We start from the raw sequence: 17,943 nt of genomic DNA, 5'->3' as shown, positions 1-17,943 counted from the left end.
TTCGTTTCCGGCTATCTATCTTCTGTTTGCTGTAGAATTTTTTCGTTTTCAAGGGTTTTAGGTATATCGCTGTAAATTTCGGGTACAAAAGCCGAGCGTGGTTTTACCATGTTTTGAATGTTTGCATAAGCCAGGTTTATGGTTTTTGCCCGAATCATCGTTTCAGGGTTTCTGTTCAAAGCATCCCAAGCTCTTGTAGATTCTCCAAGTAAGGATAGTGCCCTTCCGTTTTTGTTTGAGTCACCGTTTTGAACGGCTATCCTGTTTAGAACTACGGCAAGGTTATTTGAGGTGTGCATGTAGTCTTCTACAAATTCTGCATGATCAACTCGTGTTTGCGGAAAAATAATTCCCTTGCGTACTTTTTCGGCATCCAATAATTCCATCAACCTTTCATAGTATGCTTGGGCCGCAAAATAATTTGTGTATTTAAATAGAACATTGCCGAATCCGTACAATAGGTTTCTGTCATTCGGTTTTTCGCTGTAAGCGAGGGTCATAGCCTTCATTGCATCGGAGTAGTTTTCTTTTTGATAGTGAATGTATCCCATCCTGTATTGGATTGAAGGACTATCGTTTAATTCCCGAACAGCATTTTCGTAGGCATCCAGTGCTTCATCATAGTCTCCGGCGATAAAATAAGAAATATCCCCATAGTTTGCGTAAAGTTTTCCCACAACATTAGAAGGATACATGCCTTTTTGGGAAGTATAAGTTTCGTATTTTGCAAGAGCCCTTGCATAGATTTCCTGAGCCTCGTTATACATCTTATCTTCTGCAAGCAGTTCTCCATAAAGCCGCATTGCATCTATCTGCCTTATGGTCCGTTTAGGTGTCATTTTTATGCTGTCTTCATAAATGTTGATTGCGGTGATAAGGTAATCTTTGGCTGCCTCATTTTTTTGGTTATGCAAGAAAAAGCGGCCCATATTATAATTTGCCTCAGGACTGTCAGGGCGTTTTTTTATGGATTTTTCCAAGAGTTCCCGCAGGTCTTCTATTTTTCCTATCAAATTTTCTGAATCGGTAGGCTTGGGTTCATATCTTTTTTCGAGAAGATAGCCGCTAAGCTCTATCAAATCTTCATCGGGCAGTTTTTTGTTTAAAAAATGATCTTTTAGAGGAAGCACTTCAGCCAAATTATCCGTCCGGATAAAATAACGCATCATTCGTCCTGAAAATACATCCTTTACACCGTAAAGGTTTATAAGCCCGACATATGTTTTGCGTGCATCTTCATATTTTTCAGGATCTTCGTCTGCCCAGTCCAAGTAAATATCTCCCAAGGCTAAAAGAGCACTTTGATCGTTTATGTGATAATCGAGAACTCCACGCCTTAAAATTTTTTCGGCTTTTTCATAATTGCGTAAATCGGTGCCGAGCATATCCGCATATTCGATTCCGCCTTGGCGGTCATGGTTAAAGTCAAATAAAAGCCTCTCGTAAATTGTTTCTGCTGATAGGAATTGCTTTTTTTCGCGGAAGGCATTTGCAAATTTAAAATACCATTTTCTCTTTTTCTTATAGGTTCCTGCTTCATCAAAGCTGGTGATCGCTTTGCTGTATTGAGCTGATTCGATATGGGTCATGCCTTCTTTGTATAAGCCTTCGGCAACGATAGGTTTGTATATAAATTGCCATACCAAAACAAAAATAGAAAATATAAAGCCCAGTGCTACTGCCGTTAAAATTGCTGCGGGCAATATCTTATGTATAAAGCGGTACTTAAATGTTCGCTTTTCTTTTTCGTATTCTTCATAGGATTTTTTATCGAAGCCTCGAGGAATGGGGATGGACTTATCTAAGATACCTTCTAATTTGCTTACTATCTTTTTTAAAGAAACATCGTTGATAATTAAATGAACGATTTCCATCTTGTTTAATTCGGAGTCATCCGCATTTACAAGATAGTCTTCAAGTTCTATTCTTAAATTTAGGGGGAATGAAGAAACTCTCTCTATCAGGTAGTCATAATCTTCTTCCGAAATTGAAAGAGGAATTTTGCCGTCATAGTCTTCTTCATCTATTTGTTTTTTTGATTCAAAAAATTTAAAATTCTTATCGGGCGAAAACTGAATAAAACTTTCCGGAACTGAAAAATCATCCATTCCTCCGCCCATTTCCGTATTTAGAACATTGTCGTCTATTGCAAAGGCTGTGTGTTCATCTATTTCAGGGATGTCAATATCGGTAAAGCCTCCTCCCTGCGCTGAGGCTTCTTCTTGGGCTTGACTCGGTTCTTCCGAATCTTGAAATTCTTCTTCCGGCAAGGGCTCGTCAAAGGAGGCTTCCAATGCTTCCGGAGATCCGGAAAAGCTTGAAAAGTCTTCTTCATCTTGTTCGGTTGATAGGTCTATGCTGCCGGTCTCGTCGGGGATGGGAGAAAGATCAATGCTTTCAAGTTCGTCGGCTTCAGGGGATATATCCATACTTTCAAGACCGCCGTCTTCGGGTTCAAGGTCCATGCTCTCAAGTTCGTCTATTTCTGAAGACATATCTATGTTGTCAAGCTCGTCTTCTTCAGGCGATATATCTATACCTTCAAGTTCATCTATATCGGGCGACATATCTATGCTGCCCGGGTCATTGGATAGAGGCGAGAGACCTATGCCTTCCTCCTCAGTAGATAGGTCAAGATTTTCAAGATCTTCTATTTCGGGGGACATATCAATGCTGCCGGGATCATTTGATAAGGGGGGAAAGTCCATGCCGCCAAACCCTTCTTCCTCGGGCGAAAGATCTATGCTTTCAAGTTCGTCTACATCATTATCAGTATCATCCGAGGCTGTTATGCCTAAGTCGGCAGGCTCAAAAGAGGTGTTTTCATCCTCCAAAGGTTCTACTTCCCCAATGTCTGAGAAGTCTTCGGTTGAAAGGTCTATTTCTTTTTCATTAAAAGCATCTAAATCGGCTGTGTTTTCTATGCCGAGGTTTTCGTTTTCTGCTGATTCCGGCTCCTGCATAGCAAAGTCTGAATCAAAGTCGGGAAAAATATCTTCTGCTCCGCCGTCTTCGCTTCTTGCTTCTTCAATCATATCTCCAAAGCCTGAAAGTAAGGCTTCGGGTACATCAAGCCCGCCGTCATCTAAACTGTCGATATCATCCAATGCCCCCGTGTTTTCAAGGTCTAATCCGGAAAGCATTTCGTCAAAGTCTTGGGAGGTTTCACCTTCTTTATCATAGTCGGCCGAAAAATCATCAGCCGAATCAAAGCCCAAAGAATCATCCTGTTCTTGTTCAGATGAAATTTTATCTTCATCATTAAAACCTAATAAGTCATCCACATTTACATCAGGAACAGGCATTTCGTCAGGCAGAGGCAGATCTTCACGCCTTTCACCCCATTTAGCCGTGATTTCGGGTTCGTTTGCTATTGTGAGAAGTTGATTCTTAAATTTTTCAAGCTCTTTTATACTAGGCATATTGAGCGGGCCTCCCCCATTATTTTCGGCTTATTTTAATTCAACTTGATATATTATTTTATACCATAAAAGGAGTTTTTTTTCAATGAGTTTTTTATTTTGATTTTGTTTAGAAATATTCTAAAACATCCGATAAGTAGATAGGTTTATATTATCGCTTAAATTAGGGGATATGTGTGAATTTATCTAAAAGTTATTTACAATCCGTTTCAACGGATGAGCTTTTACAAATTGCCGATGATTATGGCATATTTGTAACGAAGTGTAGAGATAGAAATTTAATAATTGATGAGCTTCTTGAAATCAATGAAGAGGCAGATTTGGTGCATCACAAAACTTCAAAAAACCATAATGAGGATTTGGTTTTAGATGATGATGTTTATGATAAAGATAATACAGGCTTAACTCTTTCCTACAACAAGACCGAAATTCATGTCCTTCTAAGAGATCCTATGTGGGCCTTTGCTTTTTGGGATTTTTATAAACCGGAGTTTTTGCGTGCAGTTAATGATCCCGATTTTGATTCTTTCTTTTTAAGAGTTAATTTATTTTCTGAAGATAATCTATCCGAGGCGTATGATTCCTTTGATATTGATGTTACCGATTGCGATAGGAGCAGATATTTTTATCTTTCTTTTAATGATGCGGTTACAAAGGTAGAACTATGTTCACGCAAAATAGACGGAGATATTTCTGTGTTAGCTGGGTCTAATTTTATAAGGCTTAAACGAGAAAATATTCCAAATAATTTATGTGTGCTCGATAATGATGTAAGTTCGCCCTTATATCTTTCAGGAATTTCCTTATTAAAAAAACATCATTTTAAAAATTACCGCCAAGCCTTTAGAGAAAAAGAGGAGTCAAAAATTGAAAGATTATAAACTGCTTTTTATTTTGGATGCCCATTTGCCTTATGTCCGCAATGAAGTTGAGCAGGGCTTTATAGAAGAAGATTGGCTCTTTGATGCTTTGTCATATCTTTATCTGCCTGTACTAAAAATGTTTTCTAATTTGCAAAAAGAAAATATTCCGTTTAAGATAGGTGTAGTTTTTGAGCCTGCACTATGCGATATGCTTTCCGACAAGGTTTTACAGGATCGATACCGGCAAAATGTTCAGCGTAAAATTGAGTTTGCAAAAAAAGAACTTGAACGTTTTGAAGATTGTGCAGAAACAAAAAGACTCATTCAGTATAACTTAAAACGCTTTAATGATGATAAGAGAATCTTTGAAGATTGCGGAGGAAATATTTTAAATCAGTTTGATTCACTTGCCCGCAAAGGTTATGTAGAATTATTGGCAACGGCAGCAACAAATTCCTATCTACCGTTTTTTTTAAACATGCCTGAAGCCATCTCTGCACAGATAGAAATGGGACAGATAAATTACCGCAAGCATTTTAGTGCCGTGCCTTCAGGTTTTTGGATTCCTTCTCTGGCTTATTTTGACGGTCTTGATGACATTATAAGAAGTTACGGTTATGATTACACGGTTGTCGCTCCGGAAGGATTTTTGCTTTCCGAGAAGATTCCGCCTGCCGGTGTTTTTTCGGCGGCAGCTTCAAAAAACGGATTAAAATTTTTGACCTGTGATCTTTCCGCTTGTAATTCTCTGTATGATGAAACCCACGGCTTTCCTCAAAATAAAATTTATATTGATGTAGAAAATGATGTCGGATTTAAACTGTCAGAAGAATATCTGGCTTCAGTCTTTGATACCTCAAAGGGAAGACGGGCAATAGGTTTCCGCTATTGGTCAAGGGAGGAAGAAGAAACACCATATGACATACATGGAGCTCATTCCCGGATCTGGACTGATGCCGAAGCCTATGTAAATTCTCGTGCAGAAGCTTTAAAATCCGTTAAAGAAACAAAGACTTGCGAAGTGCCATTTTCTCTTTTAATTATTTCTTCGGATTTTTTCGGCAAAAAAATGGTGTGAGGGGCTTATATGGCTTGAGCGGGTTTTTAGGCTGATAAATGATAATGAAGATCTTGAGTCTATTTTGCCTTCTACAGCGGCTAATTTGTCCAAGCAGCTTTATACAATTAAACCATTCTTTTCTTCATTCTTGAGATCAGGTTATGCTGCCGAGCTTTTAACAAAAGATAATGATTGGATGTATCGGTATATCCTTAAAATTACGGAGAGAATGATAGGGCTGGTAGAAATGTTTCCGGCCGATGGAAGTTTAAAAGAGAGGGTTCTAAATGCTGCTGCAAGAGAGGTTCTTCTTTTACAATCTTTGTATTGGCCTATTTATATAAATGATCCCCAGCTTCGTGATTTTGCAAAAAGGCGTTTTATAGAACATGTTAATTCTTTTACGGCCGCTTATGAAGCTCTTGGTGCAGATTCTCCTGATGCAAAATGGCTTTCAGAGCGTGAAAGTAAGTATCCGGTTTTTAAAGATATAAATTACCGTATTTTCAGCCGAAAAAAATAAACGCGGCAGCCTAAAACTCTAAGATGAAAAAGGACTAAGGATGTACATTTTTCATCGGTCTTGAACAAAACTTTATAAATGTATAAAATATTCTTATGAGAGCGACAAAGGCTATTATCCATTTGGATAACTTACAATATAACATTAAAGAAATAAAAAAACGGCTTAACAAGCATATAAAGATTTGTCTTCCGGTTAAGGCAGATGCTTATGGTCATGGAGCTGTGCGTACGGCTGTTGCAGCAATAAGGGCAGGAGTTTCTTATTTAGCGGTTGCTTCTATTCAAGAAGCTGTAGAGTTAAGGGATGCCGGTATTGTAGCTCCGATTATTTCTTTAAGCCTTCCTGTACTTGAAGAAATTCCTGAGATGCTTAAATACGATATTGAACCATTGGTAATAGATGAAGAGTTTATAAACGATCTAAACCGCTTTGCAAAAAAACTAAATAAGAAGGCAGGGGTTCATCTTAAAATAGATACCGGAATGCGGAGGATAGGCTGTTCTCCTATGGAGGCCGTTAAACTTGCAGTTCAGATAGACCGTGCCGAAAATCTTGAGCTTAAAGGCGTTTGTACTCATTTTGCCGTTTCGGATTCTACCGGTGATGAAAATGTTAAATTTACAAAAAAACAGATTTCTGTTTTTAAGGATTCAATAAAGGAAATAAAAAAAGCCGGAATAAATCCCGGATTGGTTCACGCTGCAAACTCCGGGGCTGTTCTTCAATATCCCGAAGCTCAATTCGATATGGTGCGTCCGGGAATCTTGGTGTACGGTTATACTCCTTCTCCGGCTTTAAATTCTTTAATAGACTTAAAGCCCGTTATGGAGCTTGTTACTCAGGTAGTACTTATTAAAAAAATTGAAAAGGACACAAGCGTTTCTTATGACAGGTGCTGGACAGCCGAAAAAGAAACATTTGTTGCAACCCTTCCAATAGGTTATGCTGACGGCCTTATGCGCTCCCTGACAGGTTTAAGGGTAAGAATAGGAAAAGACTTTTTTCCTATTATCGGACGAATCTGCATGGATCAATGTATGATAGATATAGGTGCTTCTCCCTGGGTTCAAAGATGGGATGAGGTTTGTATCTTCGGCCCTGTTTCAAAAGAGCATCCTAAAAATAATACGGCTCAAGATCTTGCAAAGATTGCCGGAACAATTCCTTATGAGTTGACATGCGATATAAATAAAAGAGTACCGCGTGTTTATATTGATGAAACCATACAATGAGCTTCCGATATTTTTAGAAGCTTCCAATAAATGTTTACAAGGTTGGTGTCTATGATTGTAAAGCGTGCGGAGGTTTTAGGTTTTTGTACAGGCGTACGCAGGGCTGTTGAAGCTGTTCTTAAAGAAGTAAAAGAAAATACTCAAAATAAATTTAGTCTTTACACATTTGGTCCGTTGATTCATAATCCGCCTACAATGCGGCTATTAAAACAAATGGGTGTTGAAACTATTGATGCCGAAAAAATTTACGGGGGATGAAAATTATAAAGATTCCGTTATCGTAATAAGGGCTCATGGTGTTCCTCCTCTAAAAAAAGAGGAACTTCAAAAAAGCGGGGCCAAAATTGTAGATGCTACTTGTTCAAGAGTAAAGGCAAGCCAAAACCTTGCCGGAAAACATGCTGCAAATTCTTTTGTTATTTTAGCCGGAGATAAAAAGCACGGAGAGCTTATAAGCATTGCAGGCTATGCTGAAGGAAAATGTTTAATCGTTCAAAATGCCGAAGAAGCTTCTTCAATAGATTTGCCGTGTTCTCTGTACAAAAAAGGAAGTGCCGTTTTAATTGCTCAAACTACAATTAAGGAATCGGAGTATGAAGCAATTGCTTCCGCTTTAAAAAAAAGAATAAGCGATTTAAAAGTCTTTAACACAATTTGCCGTGCAACATATGATAGACAAGCAGCTCTAAAAAAATTGACCCATGAGGTTGATGCCGTTTTAATTATAGGCGGAAAAAATTCGGCAAACACAAAAAGGCTTTATCAAACTGCCTTAGACGAAAATAAACCGGCATGGTTAATCGAAGATGCTTCCGAAATACCGGAAGAGATTTTTTCTTATTCCGTAGTCGGTCTAACTGCCGGAGCTTCCACCCCCGATTTTATAATCGATGAGGTAGAAAAAAAACTACTGGATTCTTGCAGGCCGGTACATTAAATAAGTCCTATTTTTAGGATTTAATAAATTTTTAATAAGTATCTTTTGATAAGAATTAAATTGAAGAGATACCGTGTAACCGGTTTTTTGATCATTATCGATTACACGGTTTTATAAAAACTATTTGGTAATTTTTTTCAGTTCTGAAAGTTGCTGTTCTGCCATATCTTGAACCCGTTTATCCGGATTTTTCTTAAGACGAAGATAGCATTCTTTTGCCTTATCATATTGCTTTAAACCCTCATAGCATCTGGCCATATTAAAAATAATTACATAATCCTCATTTGTAAGTTTATCGGCTTTCAATAGCACATTCAGAGCTTCTTTGAATTTCCCTTGGCCGATGTAGGCCAAAGACAAATAGTTATGCACTTCGATATTGTTAGGGTATAAATTTAATTGAACTTCACATGCTTTTTCCGCAGCAGCTAAAGTTTCGGGTGTGCTTTTTTGAATCAATGACTTGTAATATTCGTTTACTGAAATTAAAAAAAAGCGTTCACTTTCTGATGATGGAATTGCCTCATTCATGCTCCAAAGCCATTTATTATTGATTGTCTTGGAAAGTTTTAAGAGTTCAATAATCCTTTGCGACTGCTTTTCATATTCTCCTATTAGACCTAAAACATGGATTCTTCCAAAATACATATCCAATCGGTTTTTCCCGAATTTTAAACCCTTCTCCAAATATGACAGAGCCTTATCAATATCTTCTTTTTCGTACCAGATGTTATTGTTTAGATAACCTGCAATTTTATTTGTTTTTTTATCCACTAGGGCCGACGAATTACTATTATCCTTTTTATAGGTGTCCAATGAATGCTGTGATCTCTGGCCTTTAAGCAGGTAGTAATTAACATAGGCAATGTAGAGCTCAGGGTTTTTAGGCTCTGCCTTTTCCCATTTGGGTAAAAGGTTTGCAATACCTTCAATATTTTGAACCGAAAGTAACTTTTCATATTCGGATTTGTAGTCGGCAAAAATCCGAAATGACATCAATAGAATGAAAAATAATACAATACTTTTTTTCATATACTTTTTCTCCTTGTAAGAATTATGTGTATATTTTAACATAAGGCTTATGGCGGGTCAAGAGGATTTTATTATCTTAATTTTGCCTGAGCTCCGTATAATTGACACCTTATCCTACTTATGTTAAACTATTATCTATGATGGATTTTAGTAGAAAACTGCCGATAGGTGTGCAGAGCTTTAAGGTACTGCGTAATGATAATTATCTCTATGTTGATAAGACCGAATATGTTTATAGGCTAGCTTCTTCAGGCCGTGTCTACTTTTTAAGCCGTCCGCGCCGCTTCGGGAAAAGTCTTTTTCTTTCGACATTGGAGGCTTATTTTTTAGGCCAAAAAGAACTGTTTAAGGGCTTGGCTATTGAGAAATTTGAAGAGGCCGAAAAAGGAAAAAGAGAAATTTGGCAAGAATACCCTGTCCTGCATTTGGACCTTAATCTTGCAAAATATGAAACAAGGGAAGATCTTGAAAGCGTTTTAAATAATCATCTTTGTAGGTGGGAAGAACTATACGGCAGCAGTAATTCTGAAAACACCCTTGCAGAGCGTTTTTTCGGAATCATAAGCCGGGCATACGAAAAAAACGGACGACAAACAGTTATCCTAATCGACGAATACGATAAGCCCCTCCTTCACACCATGTGGAAGGATGCTGAACTGAATGAAATCTATAAGACGATCCTAAAAGGTTTTTTCGGGGTTATAAAAACTGCCGATCAAGCAATCCGTTTTGCTTTTTTAACGGGAGTTACAAAATTCAGTAAGGTAAGCATATTCAGCGATTTAAACAATCTAAACGACATAAGTATAAATCCTGAGTTTTCTGCTATTTGCGGATTAACTCAAAAAGACTTAGAGGACACTTTCCGGCCGGAAATAAAGGCTTTGGCCGAACGGAACGAGTTAAGCCACGAAGATTGTCTATCAGAATTAAAGAAAAAATATGACGGTTATTGTTTTTCATATGGAAGCGAAACAATGTATAACCCCTTTAGTTTGCTCAATGTATTTTTTTCAAAACAATTTGAAGACTATTGGTTTGCAACCGGTACTCCGACTTTTTTAGTAAACGAATTAAAACGAGCAGACTATAACATTCCCGACTTGGACGGAAATGTAGAGATGAATTCTGCCTTCTTATCGGATTATAGAGCGGGTGCGGATTCGATTATCCCGGTCTTATTTCAGTCGGGATACTTAACTATCAAGGGTTACGATAAAGAATACAAGATGTACAGGCTGGGTTTCCCGAATGAGGAAGTCCGCTACGGCTTTTTATATAATCTTTTACCCGAATATTCAAACATAAACTTTACCGATACCTCTTTTAATGTAGTTCAGTTTACAAAGGATTTAAGGGCCGGAAGAGTCGATGAGTTTATGCAAAGGCTAAAATCTATAATGGCGAGCCTTCCCTACGATACAGTAAAAAAAGAAAGCGGAGAAAGCATCTCATTGAGGGAGCATAATTTTCAAGTCTGCGTTTATTTAATATTTGCACTTATGGGTCAGTTTGTCGAAGTTGAAACTCCCTCATCTACAGGAAGAACGGACTGCGTAGTAAAAACCGAAAAGACAATTTATATCTTTGAGTTTAAGTTAAAAGAAAGTGCGGAATCAGCCTTAAAACAAATCAAAGAAAAAAACTATGCTGAAAAGTACAAGGCCGACAAAAAAGAAATAGTCCTTATCGGAGTCAGCTTTAACCCTGAAGAGAAAACCGTAAAAGAATGGATTAAAGAAAATATTATCTTTACTCCTTTATAACCGGATAGTAGGGCTTTCCCCAATCTTCGGTATGATTATCCATAATTATTTTTATTATAGCTGGAAGAATGTTAAGCAAAAAGGTGCAGGCCTCTTTTTTTTGTGCCGTATTTACGGAGCTGTTAAATGAAGCTCCTCCATGCAGGATTTGATTCCTCAAGGTATAAAGTCTTTTAAAAAGAATGTTTAAAGTTGTTGATGTGTTTTGATCGGCTATCGCTTTAAAGGCTCGTTTGTTTTCATTTTGAAAACCCGCTTCCCAATTCTTTTTTGCGGCAGAATTATTTTGCTCGTCCCAAAACGGCTGAAAGGTAAATTTATTGTTTAAAAAAATTCTTATATTTCCCGAAAAATTATTCCATACAAGAGAATAAAGTTCTCGGGCTTTATCCAGTTTACAGACCTTTCTTAAAAATTCGCTTGCTCCGCTTCTGTCTCCCAAGGAATTGAGTTCATCGGCATAGACGGCATTAAAAGAAATCCACAAAAATATAAAGCAAAGGTCGGTGTTTTCTTTTTGGCGTTCGGCCTCGTTTAACCAGCTGAGAGCCCTGTGGAGCTTTAACCTCAAACTGTCTTCATAGTTTCCGGATTCGTTTTTAAATTGTTCATTTATTCCGAAGATGTTTTCCTGCATAATTTACCTCTTTTAATAAATTGATTAATCTTATTGTAATGTATTTTTTTTATGTTTTCAAGATTTATTAAAAAATATCTTGATTTTTCTATCTTAATATGATAGAGTTATGTGCATGGAGTTGAAAGTAGCCTTGTGTTGTATTTTCATATATTCACTTGTTGTGCCCCTCTTGTTCTTAAAGAGGAAAAGTAGCTTGGCACACTTTTTGCTCAATCAATCAATCAATCAATCAATCAATCAATCAATAATACCTTTTTAAAACTTATAATTTTTATTTTCCCGATAAAAAATATCAAATTTATTTTTACACCGACATTATTTGACGGGGGCAAGGTTGTATAATATGGGCATGACTGAAAAAGAAGGTAAGATACAATTTTGGCGGCTGTTAAAAATAGATGAAAAAGTACGGGAAAATCTTTTTTCCTACAGTCCGCTCTCTTTCAAAGGAATTTGAAGTAAGCAAGCGTACTATTGAGAGGGATATAGAATTTTTGCGTGATATGTATGATGCTCCCATTTCCTATGACCACAGCAAAAAAGGTTATTATTATACTCAAGATACTTTTTTCTTAAAAAGTTTATTTTTATCGGCCGATGAATTTTTTTCGGTTGCTGTTTTTGAAAAACTATTAAGACAATACCGTAAAACACCTATCGAAGAAAAACTAAAAAAAGTTTTTAAAAAGCTGACTGATCTTTTGCCTAAGGATGTTGTAATTTTTGATTCTCTTTGGCTTGATGCAGCCGTAACCTTTATTGCCGAACCTTCTCCCGATATTGATCCCGAAATATTTTCAAACGTTTTTGAAGGAGTAAAAACTCATCATGCAATTAAATTCTTCTACCGAAGTTTAGAGCAGGATGATGCTGCCGAGCGTATTGCAGAGCCTTATCACATTGTCTGCCAACGCGGTGCATGGTATGTAATAGGCCTGTGCAGGTTGAGAAATGAGCCTCGTATTTTTTCTTTTAGCCGAATGCAAAAAGTTAAAGTGCTGGAAAAACAAACCTTTGAAGTTCCAAAAGATTTTAAGGCGGAAGATTACATAGATAAAAATGTAGGAGTCTGGCTTACAAAGCGGGAACCTTTTACGGTTAAGCTATTGTTTTCTCCTAAGGTGGGAGTCTTTGCCGAGGAGCACCGCTGGAGCGATGATCAAAAAATCACTATACATCGGGATAAGTCTGTGGAGGTAAGTTTTTCGACCACTCAAACCGAAGAAATAAAACGCTTTGTTTTAGGTCAAGGTTCTACGGTAAAAGTTTTGGAACCGCCAGAGCTTGTTGAAGAAGTACGAGAAGAGATTAAGAAGATGCAAAAAATATATTAATTAGAAAGTGATAGTAAAAACAACAAAGGTTTTAATGCTGAGAATACTCGGCTAAAAAATAAATATTTTTAAAAATTGCAAGAAAAAATTTGCAAAGTAAGGAGTTTTTTATGACAGAAGATGAAAGAAAAAAAAGTGAACAAATGTTTAATGAGTTCTCGCAAAATGCCAGTAGTGAAGATATTCAAAAAATAGCTTCAAAATTGGATGACATGAAAAGGGGACCTATAGCAGAAATTTGGCATTGGGTTACTGCTTTATGGAACATGATTATGGATCCAAGTGCTGCATGGACTGCGAAGGCCTTGGCGATAGGGGCCTTAGTTTATTTGGTTTCTCCTATAGATGCTATTCCGGACTTAATACCTGTATTAGGCTTGACAGACGATGTTGGAGTTATAACTGCTGCAGTTGGTGCTTTAGCTGATGCCTTGAGTAAGTATGAAAAATAGGATTTATAATATGATTAAAGAACAAGAAAAATTTTATAATGTGAAAAAGAATGATAAAAAAATGAAAGATATTGAATCTATAGGTATAAAAACAGCTATTGAGCTTTTTCCTCTAATACCTATGGCTTCTTTATTTATAGGTGCAGCGAGCCTTACTTATAAAGTTATAAAAAATGTTAAAAACAATAACTAAAATTTATGGAGGTTAATGTATGAAGTCTATTCAAGAAGTTTTTGACAGAATAGAACAGAAATTCGGTACTGACATGAGCAAAGTTAAAAATATTGTCAGTGAAGAAGAAAACAAACCGCTTGTAGCAGCGGTCTTTGGTCAAACAGGAACGGGGAAAAGTTCTTTAACAAATGCTCTTTTCGGAACTAAGTTTAAGGTTGATGATACAAGACCTTGTACTAAGGAACCGCAAAAGCATATAGAGAAGGGTGCTGATGGTAAAAAAGTAACTTTTTGGGACTTGCCAGGCTTAGGGGAATCAGATAGTGCTGATGATAAATATATCTGCCAATATGCTGATATTGCAAAAACATGTGATGTTATTCTTTGGGTGTTTCAGGCAGATACACGTTCTATATTGATTGATAAACAAGCATTAAAAAAAATAACAGATAAGTTGGAAGAAGATGAAAAAATAAAATTTCTTTCAAAAATCACTGTTGTGCTTACAAAATCTGATACTGTCGCTTCTGATTCATGGTTATTTGCAAAAAATGATAATACGTTAATCACAGCACCCGGAAAAGAGACAGAAAAACTGTTAGATGAAAAAGCTCTTTATTTTTACATGGAGTTATTTAGCGGTTATGAAGATTTATTAATTCACCGTATAAATCTTAATTCTGAATGTAAAGAACCTATAAAGTTCCATTCTAACCTTTGGATAGATGTTGAAAGTCAGAAAATAGTTCAAAAAGGTAAAATTTCCGATAGTGATTGGAAATCTATTATAAAGAAGAATGACAAGTACAAAGAAGAATTAATGGAGTTATATAAATCACAGCGTGGAATTATCTGTTCTGTTAGGTATAATTATAACTTAAACGAAGTAAAATACCGGATTGTAAATCGAACGGAAGGAATGTCTATATTGCGTATGGTAAATAAAATTAATGCAGAAATTCCTGAATTTAAATGGAATACTGTAAAAAAATTAAATATACCTATTATTTATGACATAAAATCAAAAAAATATCTGTTTAGTGCAGAAACATTATAAGGAGATAGTAAATATGGATGAATATGAAATTCAAGAACGTATCCAAAATAAGATGGAAAGGGATGCTAAATTCAAGAATGAATTGGAAGATTTGATAGCAAAGGGATTGCTTGAGCTTGCTGAAAAGTTGATTAGAAAAGTTGTCGGTGTAGTAGTTGATCTTGCAAGTAATTTCTGGGATTGGCTAATGAGTCTATTTAATTAGTATTTAATGCAGTATAGGTAATTTCTATACTGCCAGTTAATTTTAAAGGAGAAATAAAATGAAAAGTATTCTTGTTCAAATTATATTATTGATTATAAACTGCGTGATACCTGATCCTATTCCTTTTATTGATGAAATTATTCAAATAATAATTTTAATTTTAACTATTATAGGAAAGGTAAGAAAAAGTTAGTTAAAAAAAGCAAAAAAAATTGCAAATTAAGGAGATATTGTATGGGTGTATTAGATACTATTAATGATGTTGTAACTTTAGGAGCTTCAAGTAGAGTTAATTCTGCAAAAAAAAGATATGAAAGTGCAGTAAATGAATTCAATAGAAGTTCTGATAGACTTAGGTCAAGAATTAATAATGTTGAAAGTCTTAGTGAAGAAATTTCTGTGTTTATAACTTGGGCAAGAAGAAATCAAAATAAGATTCATAAATTATTAAAAACTAAATCACTTTCAAATAAAGAAAGAAATATTCTTGAACAAACAAATAATATGCCAAATCTGGTTTTTCATAAATCTAATAAAATAGTGGCAGAATGTTTTGATGGAAGTGATTCTTTTGATACTTTTTCAGAAATTCTAGCAACAATTTTAATGCCTATGGGGACAGGTATTATTGCTGCTAATGCTAAGGCTGATGAAGTTATAAATAAAATTGAAAAGGAAACTAATAAAGTAACTAATAAGTTAAACTCTTTAAATGTAAAAGTTGCTGAAGCTACAAAGATAGAACAAGATTTAAGAACGAAGTTATTAGCCTATAAGGCTGCAAAAAATATTATAGAAAATTTATAAGATTGATAAGGAGTTATTTATGAATGATTTAATGGTTATACAAAAAATTTCCTCAGAAGTATTAACACCGATTTTTCATGCTTGGATTTCGACTGTTGAAAGTAATAATAAGAGAACGATTGAGTTAGCTAGAATTAATTCAGATTTAAAAAAAGCTATACACTCAATTAGCAAAAAAGGACATGTTCAGCGGACCGGTATTATTGCATGTCAAAATTGTATTATTTCAGCAATTAATAATTCTTCATTACCTAACGAGCTTAAAAGAGTCGCTATCTCTGAGGGCTACAATGCTATAAGAGAAATAGCAGGGCTTTAAACATGTTTAAGAATGTTTTTAATAAAGCCAAGCTGACTAAGAAAAAGCTTGATGAAGAACTTGAAAAAGAGATGCTAAAAATAGAGCAAGAAACATATAATTTTAACAATGAGATTGAAAATGTTTCTAAAAAAAATATCGAAAAAATAAATATTATGTCAAAGACTTTGAATAATACTGTTGATATTGATGAATCTGATATTAAAAAGTATTTTTCTGGCATTAGACAGACTGCAACTTCTGATATTGAAAAAGAAGCATCTGAAAGAGCTTATATATAAAATTTAGAATCGATAGATATCGAATAGATAATAGCTATTACGATTATTAAAAATATAATAACCAAGGAGAAAAATAAATGTCGTCAATTTTTAGAAACTTTTTAAGTGGAGAGTCTAAATCCAATGAGAAAAAAAAGCAGGAAAAAGTTATGCCTACAGCTAAAAAAATTGAAATCAAAAATACAATATTAAGACAAAATGTTGATACACAGCTAGATACAACAGATGCTTTTAATTTAAATACAAAAACAAAAAGTTGTCTACTAACTATGCCCGAAGCAGGGCAAGAGAAAAATGAAAATGGTGAAAAAGTTCTTGGTCTAATAGATATTGCAAATGAAAATATTATTGATATATGGTTAGATAAAAATGGAAATCCTATTGTTACTTGTTGCGGCGGTGCATTTGAAGGATATTATGTTCTGAATGATGGTAATTGTTACGGTCCGTATCCTGAAAATATAAAAAATCTTATACCATTACGCAGGTTCCCATTTTATTTTAATATACAGAATAAGAATTCTATCCTTGTGAAAAAAGATGGAACCACAGAAAAACTTGGAAATATAGAATATTGTTGTTACTATGATGAAGATAAATTTGCATGCCTTATTTCAACAGAAGGAAAAGGGTATGTATATGACGGTAATGAAACAAAAGGGCCATATATGAAAGGAGTATATGACTTTATAAGTCTAAAATTTTCTAAAGATGGAAAGTTGGTATATACAGCAAAAGAAGGTGATACTGCTTATGTATATTATGGAGATGAAAAAATAGGACCGTATGACGACGCTGATAGTATTCAATTTGATTCTAAAGGTTCTTTATATTTTCGTTTATGGAAAGAATATTATGCAGAGAGTGATGTATATTGTGAGAGCTGTGTATATCATGATGGAAAAGAATTAAACATATATGATTATATCGAATGTCTGTATTCTACTGAGAAAGGAGGATTTGCTTATGGAGCACAGAAAGATGATCTTTGGTATGTTTGTTATGGAGATGAGGAATTTGGTCCTTTTGATGAGATTAGATTTTTTCATATTAAAGGATATGGTGCTATTAGCGGCTTCTGTAACGACTTAGTTGAAGAATATGCTTTCGGATTTAAAAAAGATGATGAATGGTATGTTTATAATCGCCATGAAGATATAAAATATGGTCCATTTGAAGATATTTGTGATGCAATGGTTTCACCGGATAAAAAAGTATTAATTCATACTTATGGAAAGGATATTGTTGGCAGAGGAGACTCATGTTTATACTTGGGGCAGGAAAAAATAGCAACTTTTGAGCAAGAGGTTCAAGTATGTAAAGAATGGTTTAGAAAAACAGGAAAAATAATATATAGTTATAAAAAAAAGCATGGCGGCTATGGTGTTTTCACAGGAAAAGATGAAGTGCATACTTGCGGAGGTTTTAGTGAAATTATTATTTCTAATGATGGAACAAAATTCGCTTTTATTGTTAAGGCAAAAAATAAAGGTGAGACTTATGTGATTAATGGAAATGAAAAAATAGGACCGTTTGAAGATTTACGAAGTGTAAAATTTTCATCAGATGATACGACATTATTAATAAGTGCTAAAATTGGTGATTATTTTTATAAATATGGGTCGGATATAGAGTTTGGTCCTTTTGATTATAATTTTTCAGATAGTGAATTTTCTTCAGACGGAAAAGTATTGGCATTTATATTTAAAGATGACAAAAAGAAAAAGCATTCTCAAATTATAATAGACGGAGAAATTTACCCCGGAGTTATTTATAACGGAAAACCATTATATGTAAAAGATGGGGAAATACTTTTGAGGGATTAAATAAATATT

General features: G+C 35.1%; 18 protein-coding genes and 1 pseudogene. 16 read left to right on the top strand and 3 right to left on the bottom strand.

Features of this window, described 5'->3' with window-relative positions:
* Positions 1-11: 11 nt before the first annotated feature.
* Positions 12-3,422 (bottom strand): periplasmic flagellar collar protein FlcA, encoded by a 3,411-nt coding sequence (flcA, locus tag E4O00_RS08405; protein WP_253676937.1) that lies wholly within the window; start codon positions 3,420-3,422, stop codon positions 12-14.
* Positions 3,423-3,598: 176 nt separating this feature from the next.
* On the opposite strand from flcA, the gene E4O00_RS08400 reads away from it, so the two are divergent.
* The 5 genes and pseudogenes from E4O00_RS08400 to ispH all read left to right on the top strand — a co-directional run bounded on the left by E4O00_RS08400 (position 3,599) and on the right by ispH (position 8,040).
* Entirely contained in the window at positions 3,599-4,303 is a 705-nt protein-coding gene (locus tag E4O00_RS08400; protein WP_253676936.1) for a DUF4912 domain-containing protein, read from the top strand.
* A complete protein-coding gene (locus E4O00_RS08395) occupies positions 4,290-5,363 on the top strand; it encodes a polysaccharide deacetylase family protein (RefSeq protein ID WP_253676935.1) in 1,074 nt (357 codons plus the stop codon). The genes E4O00_RS08400 and E4O00_RS08395 overlap by 14 nt, the downstream gene beginning before the upstream one ends.
* 64 nt (positions 5,364-5,427) lie before the next feature.
* Positions 5,428-5,868, top strand: coding sequence for a 1,4-alpha-glucan branching protein domain-containing protein (locus E4O00_RS08390; protein WP_253676934.1), 441 nt, complete (start codon positions 5,428-5,430; stop codon positions 5,866-5,868).
* Positions 5,869-5,963: 95 nt separating this feature from the next.
* Positions 5,964-7,103 carry an alanine racemase gene (alr, locus tag E4O00_RS08385; RefSeq protein ID WP_253676933.1) on the top strand — a complete coding sequence of 380 codons (1,140 nt, stop codon included), beginning with the start codon at positions 5,964-5,966 and terminating at the stop codon, positions 7,101-7,103.
* Positions 7,104-7,154: 51 nt separating this feature from the next.
* Positions 7,155-8,040 (top strand): annotated as a pseudogene (ispH, locus tag E4O00_RS08375) (4-hydroxy-3-methylbut-2-enyl diphosphate reductase).
* A 120-nt stretch (positions 8,041-8,160) separates the two neighbouring features.
* Here ispH and E4O00_RS08370 read toward each other — a convergent pair.
* On the bottom strand, positions 8,161-9,072 hold the full coding sequence (locus E4O00_RS08370; protein WP_253676930.1) for a tetratricopeptide repeat protein: 912 nt from the start codon (positions 9,070-9,072) through the stop codon (positions 8,161-8,163).
* Between the two features lie 140 nt (positions 9,073-9,212).
* On the opposite strand from E4O00_RS08370, the gene E4O00_RS08365 reads away from it, so the two are divergent.
* Positions 9,213-10,838 carry an ATP-binding protein gene (locus E4O00_RS08365; protein WP_253679693.1) on the top strand — a complete coding sequence of 542 codons (1,626 nt, stop codon included), beginning with the start codon at positions 9,213-9,215 and terminating at the stop codon, positions 10,836-10,838.
* Here the strand turns inward: E4O00_RS08365 and E4O00_RS08360 are convergent.
* Positions 10,825-11,475 (bottom strand): HEPN domain-containing protein, encoded by a 651-nt coding sequence (locus E4O00_RS08360; RefSeq protein ID WP_253676929.1) that lies wholly within the window; start codon positions 11,473-11,475, stop codon positions 10,825-10,827. The genes E4O00_RS08365 and E4O00_RS08360 overlap by 14 nt on opposite strands.
* Positions 11,476-11,876: 401 nt before the next feature.
* Here E4O00_RS08360 and E4O00_RS08355 point away from each other — a divergent pair, with 401 nt between their 5' ends.
* The 10 genes from E4O00_RS08355 to E4O00_RS08315 all read left to right on the top strand — a co-directional run bounded on the left by E4O00_RS08355 (position 11,877) and on the right by E4O00_RS08315 (position 17,934).
* Positions 11,877-12,812: a helix-turn-helix transcriptional regulator gene (locus E4O00_RS08355; protein WP_253676928.1), complete on the top strand. Its 936-nt coding sequence runs from the start codon at positions 11,877-11,879 to the stop codon at positions 12,810-12,812.
* 110 nt (positions 12,813-12,922) lie between these two features.
* Positions 12,923-13,264, top strand: a complete 342-nt coding sequence (locus E4O00_RS08350; RefSeq protein ID WP_253676927.1) for a YkvA family protein — start codon at positions 12,923-12,925, stop codon at positions 13,262-13,264.
* 10 nt (positions 13,265-13,274) lie between these two features.
* Positions 13,275-13,457: a hypothetical protein gene (locus E4O00_RS08345; protein ID WP_253676926.1), complete on the top strand. Its 183-nt coding sequence runs from the start codon at positions 13,275-13,277 to the stop codon at positions 13,455-13,457.
* 19 nt (positions 13,458-13,476) lie between these two features.
* Entirely contained in the window at positions 13,477-14,496 is a 1,020-nt protein-coding gene (locus E4O00_RS08340) for a GTPase family protein (RefSeq protein ID WP_253676925.1), read from the top strand.
* Positions 14,497-14,509: 13 nt separating this feature from the next.
* Positions 14,510-14,701: a hypothetical protein gene (locus E4O00_RS08335; protein ID WP_253676924.1), complete on the top strand. Its 192-nt coding sequence runs from the start codon at positions 14,510-14,512 to the stop codon at positions 14,699-14,701.
* 58 nt (positions 14,702-14,759) lie between these two features.
* Entirely contained in the window at positions 14,760-14,894 is a 135-nt protein-coding gene (locus tag E4O00_RS13995) for a hypothetical protein (RefSeq protein ID WP_256483875.1), read from the top strand.
* Between the two features lie 41 nt (positions 14,895-14,935).
* On the top strand, positions 14,936-15,508 hold the full coding sequence (locus tag E4O00_RS08330) for a hypothetical protein (protein ID WP_253676923.1): 573 nt from the start codon (positions 14,936-14,938) through the stop codon (positions 15,506-15,508).
* 19 nt (positions 15,509-15,527) lie between these two features.
* A complete protein-coding gene (locus E4O00_RS08325; RefSeq protein WP_253676922.1) occupies positions 15,528-15,827 on the top strand; it encodes a hypothetical protein in 300 nt (99 codons plus the stop codon).
* A gap of 2 nt (positions 15,828-15,829) precedes the next feature.
* Positions 15,830-16,108 (top strand): hypothetical protein, encoded by a 279-nt coding sequence (locus tag E4O00_RS08320; RefSeq protein WP_253676921.1) that lies wholly within the window; start codon positions 15,830-15,832, stop codon positions 16,106-16,108.
* Positions 16,109-16,185: 77 nt separating this feature from the next.
* Positions 16,186-17,934 carry a hypothetical protein gene (locus E4O00_RS08315; protein WP_253676920.1) on the top strand — a complete coding sequence of 583 codons (1,749 nt, stop codon included), beginning with the start codon at positions 16,186-16,188 and terminating at the stop codon, positions 17,932-17,934.
* The last annotated feature ends 9 nt before the right edge of the window (positions 17,935-17,943 follow it).

Origin of the sequence: Treponema sp. OMZ 788 (assembly GCF_024181245.1) — a bacterium.
Lineage (GTDB): Bacteria > Spirochaetota > Spirochaetia > Treponematales > Treponemataceae > Treponema_B.
This window is presented reverse-complemented; position numbering and strand designations above follow the sequence as displayed.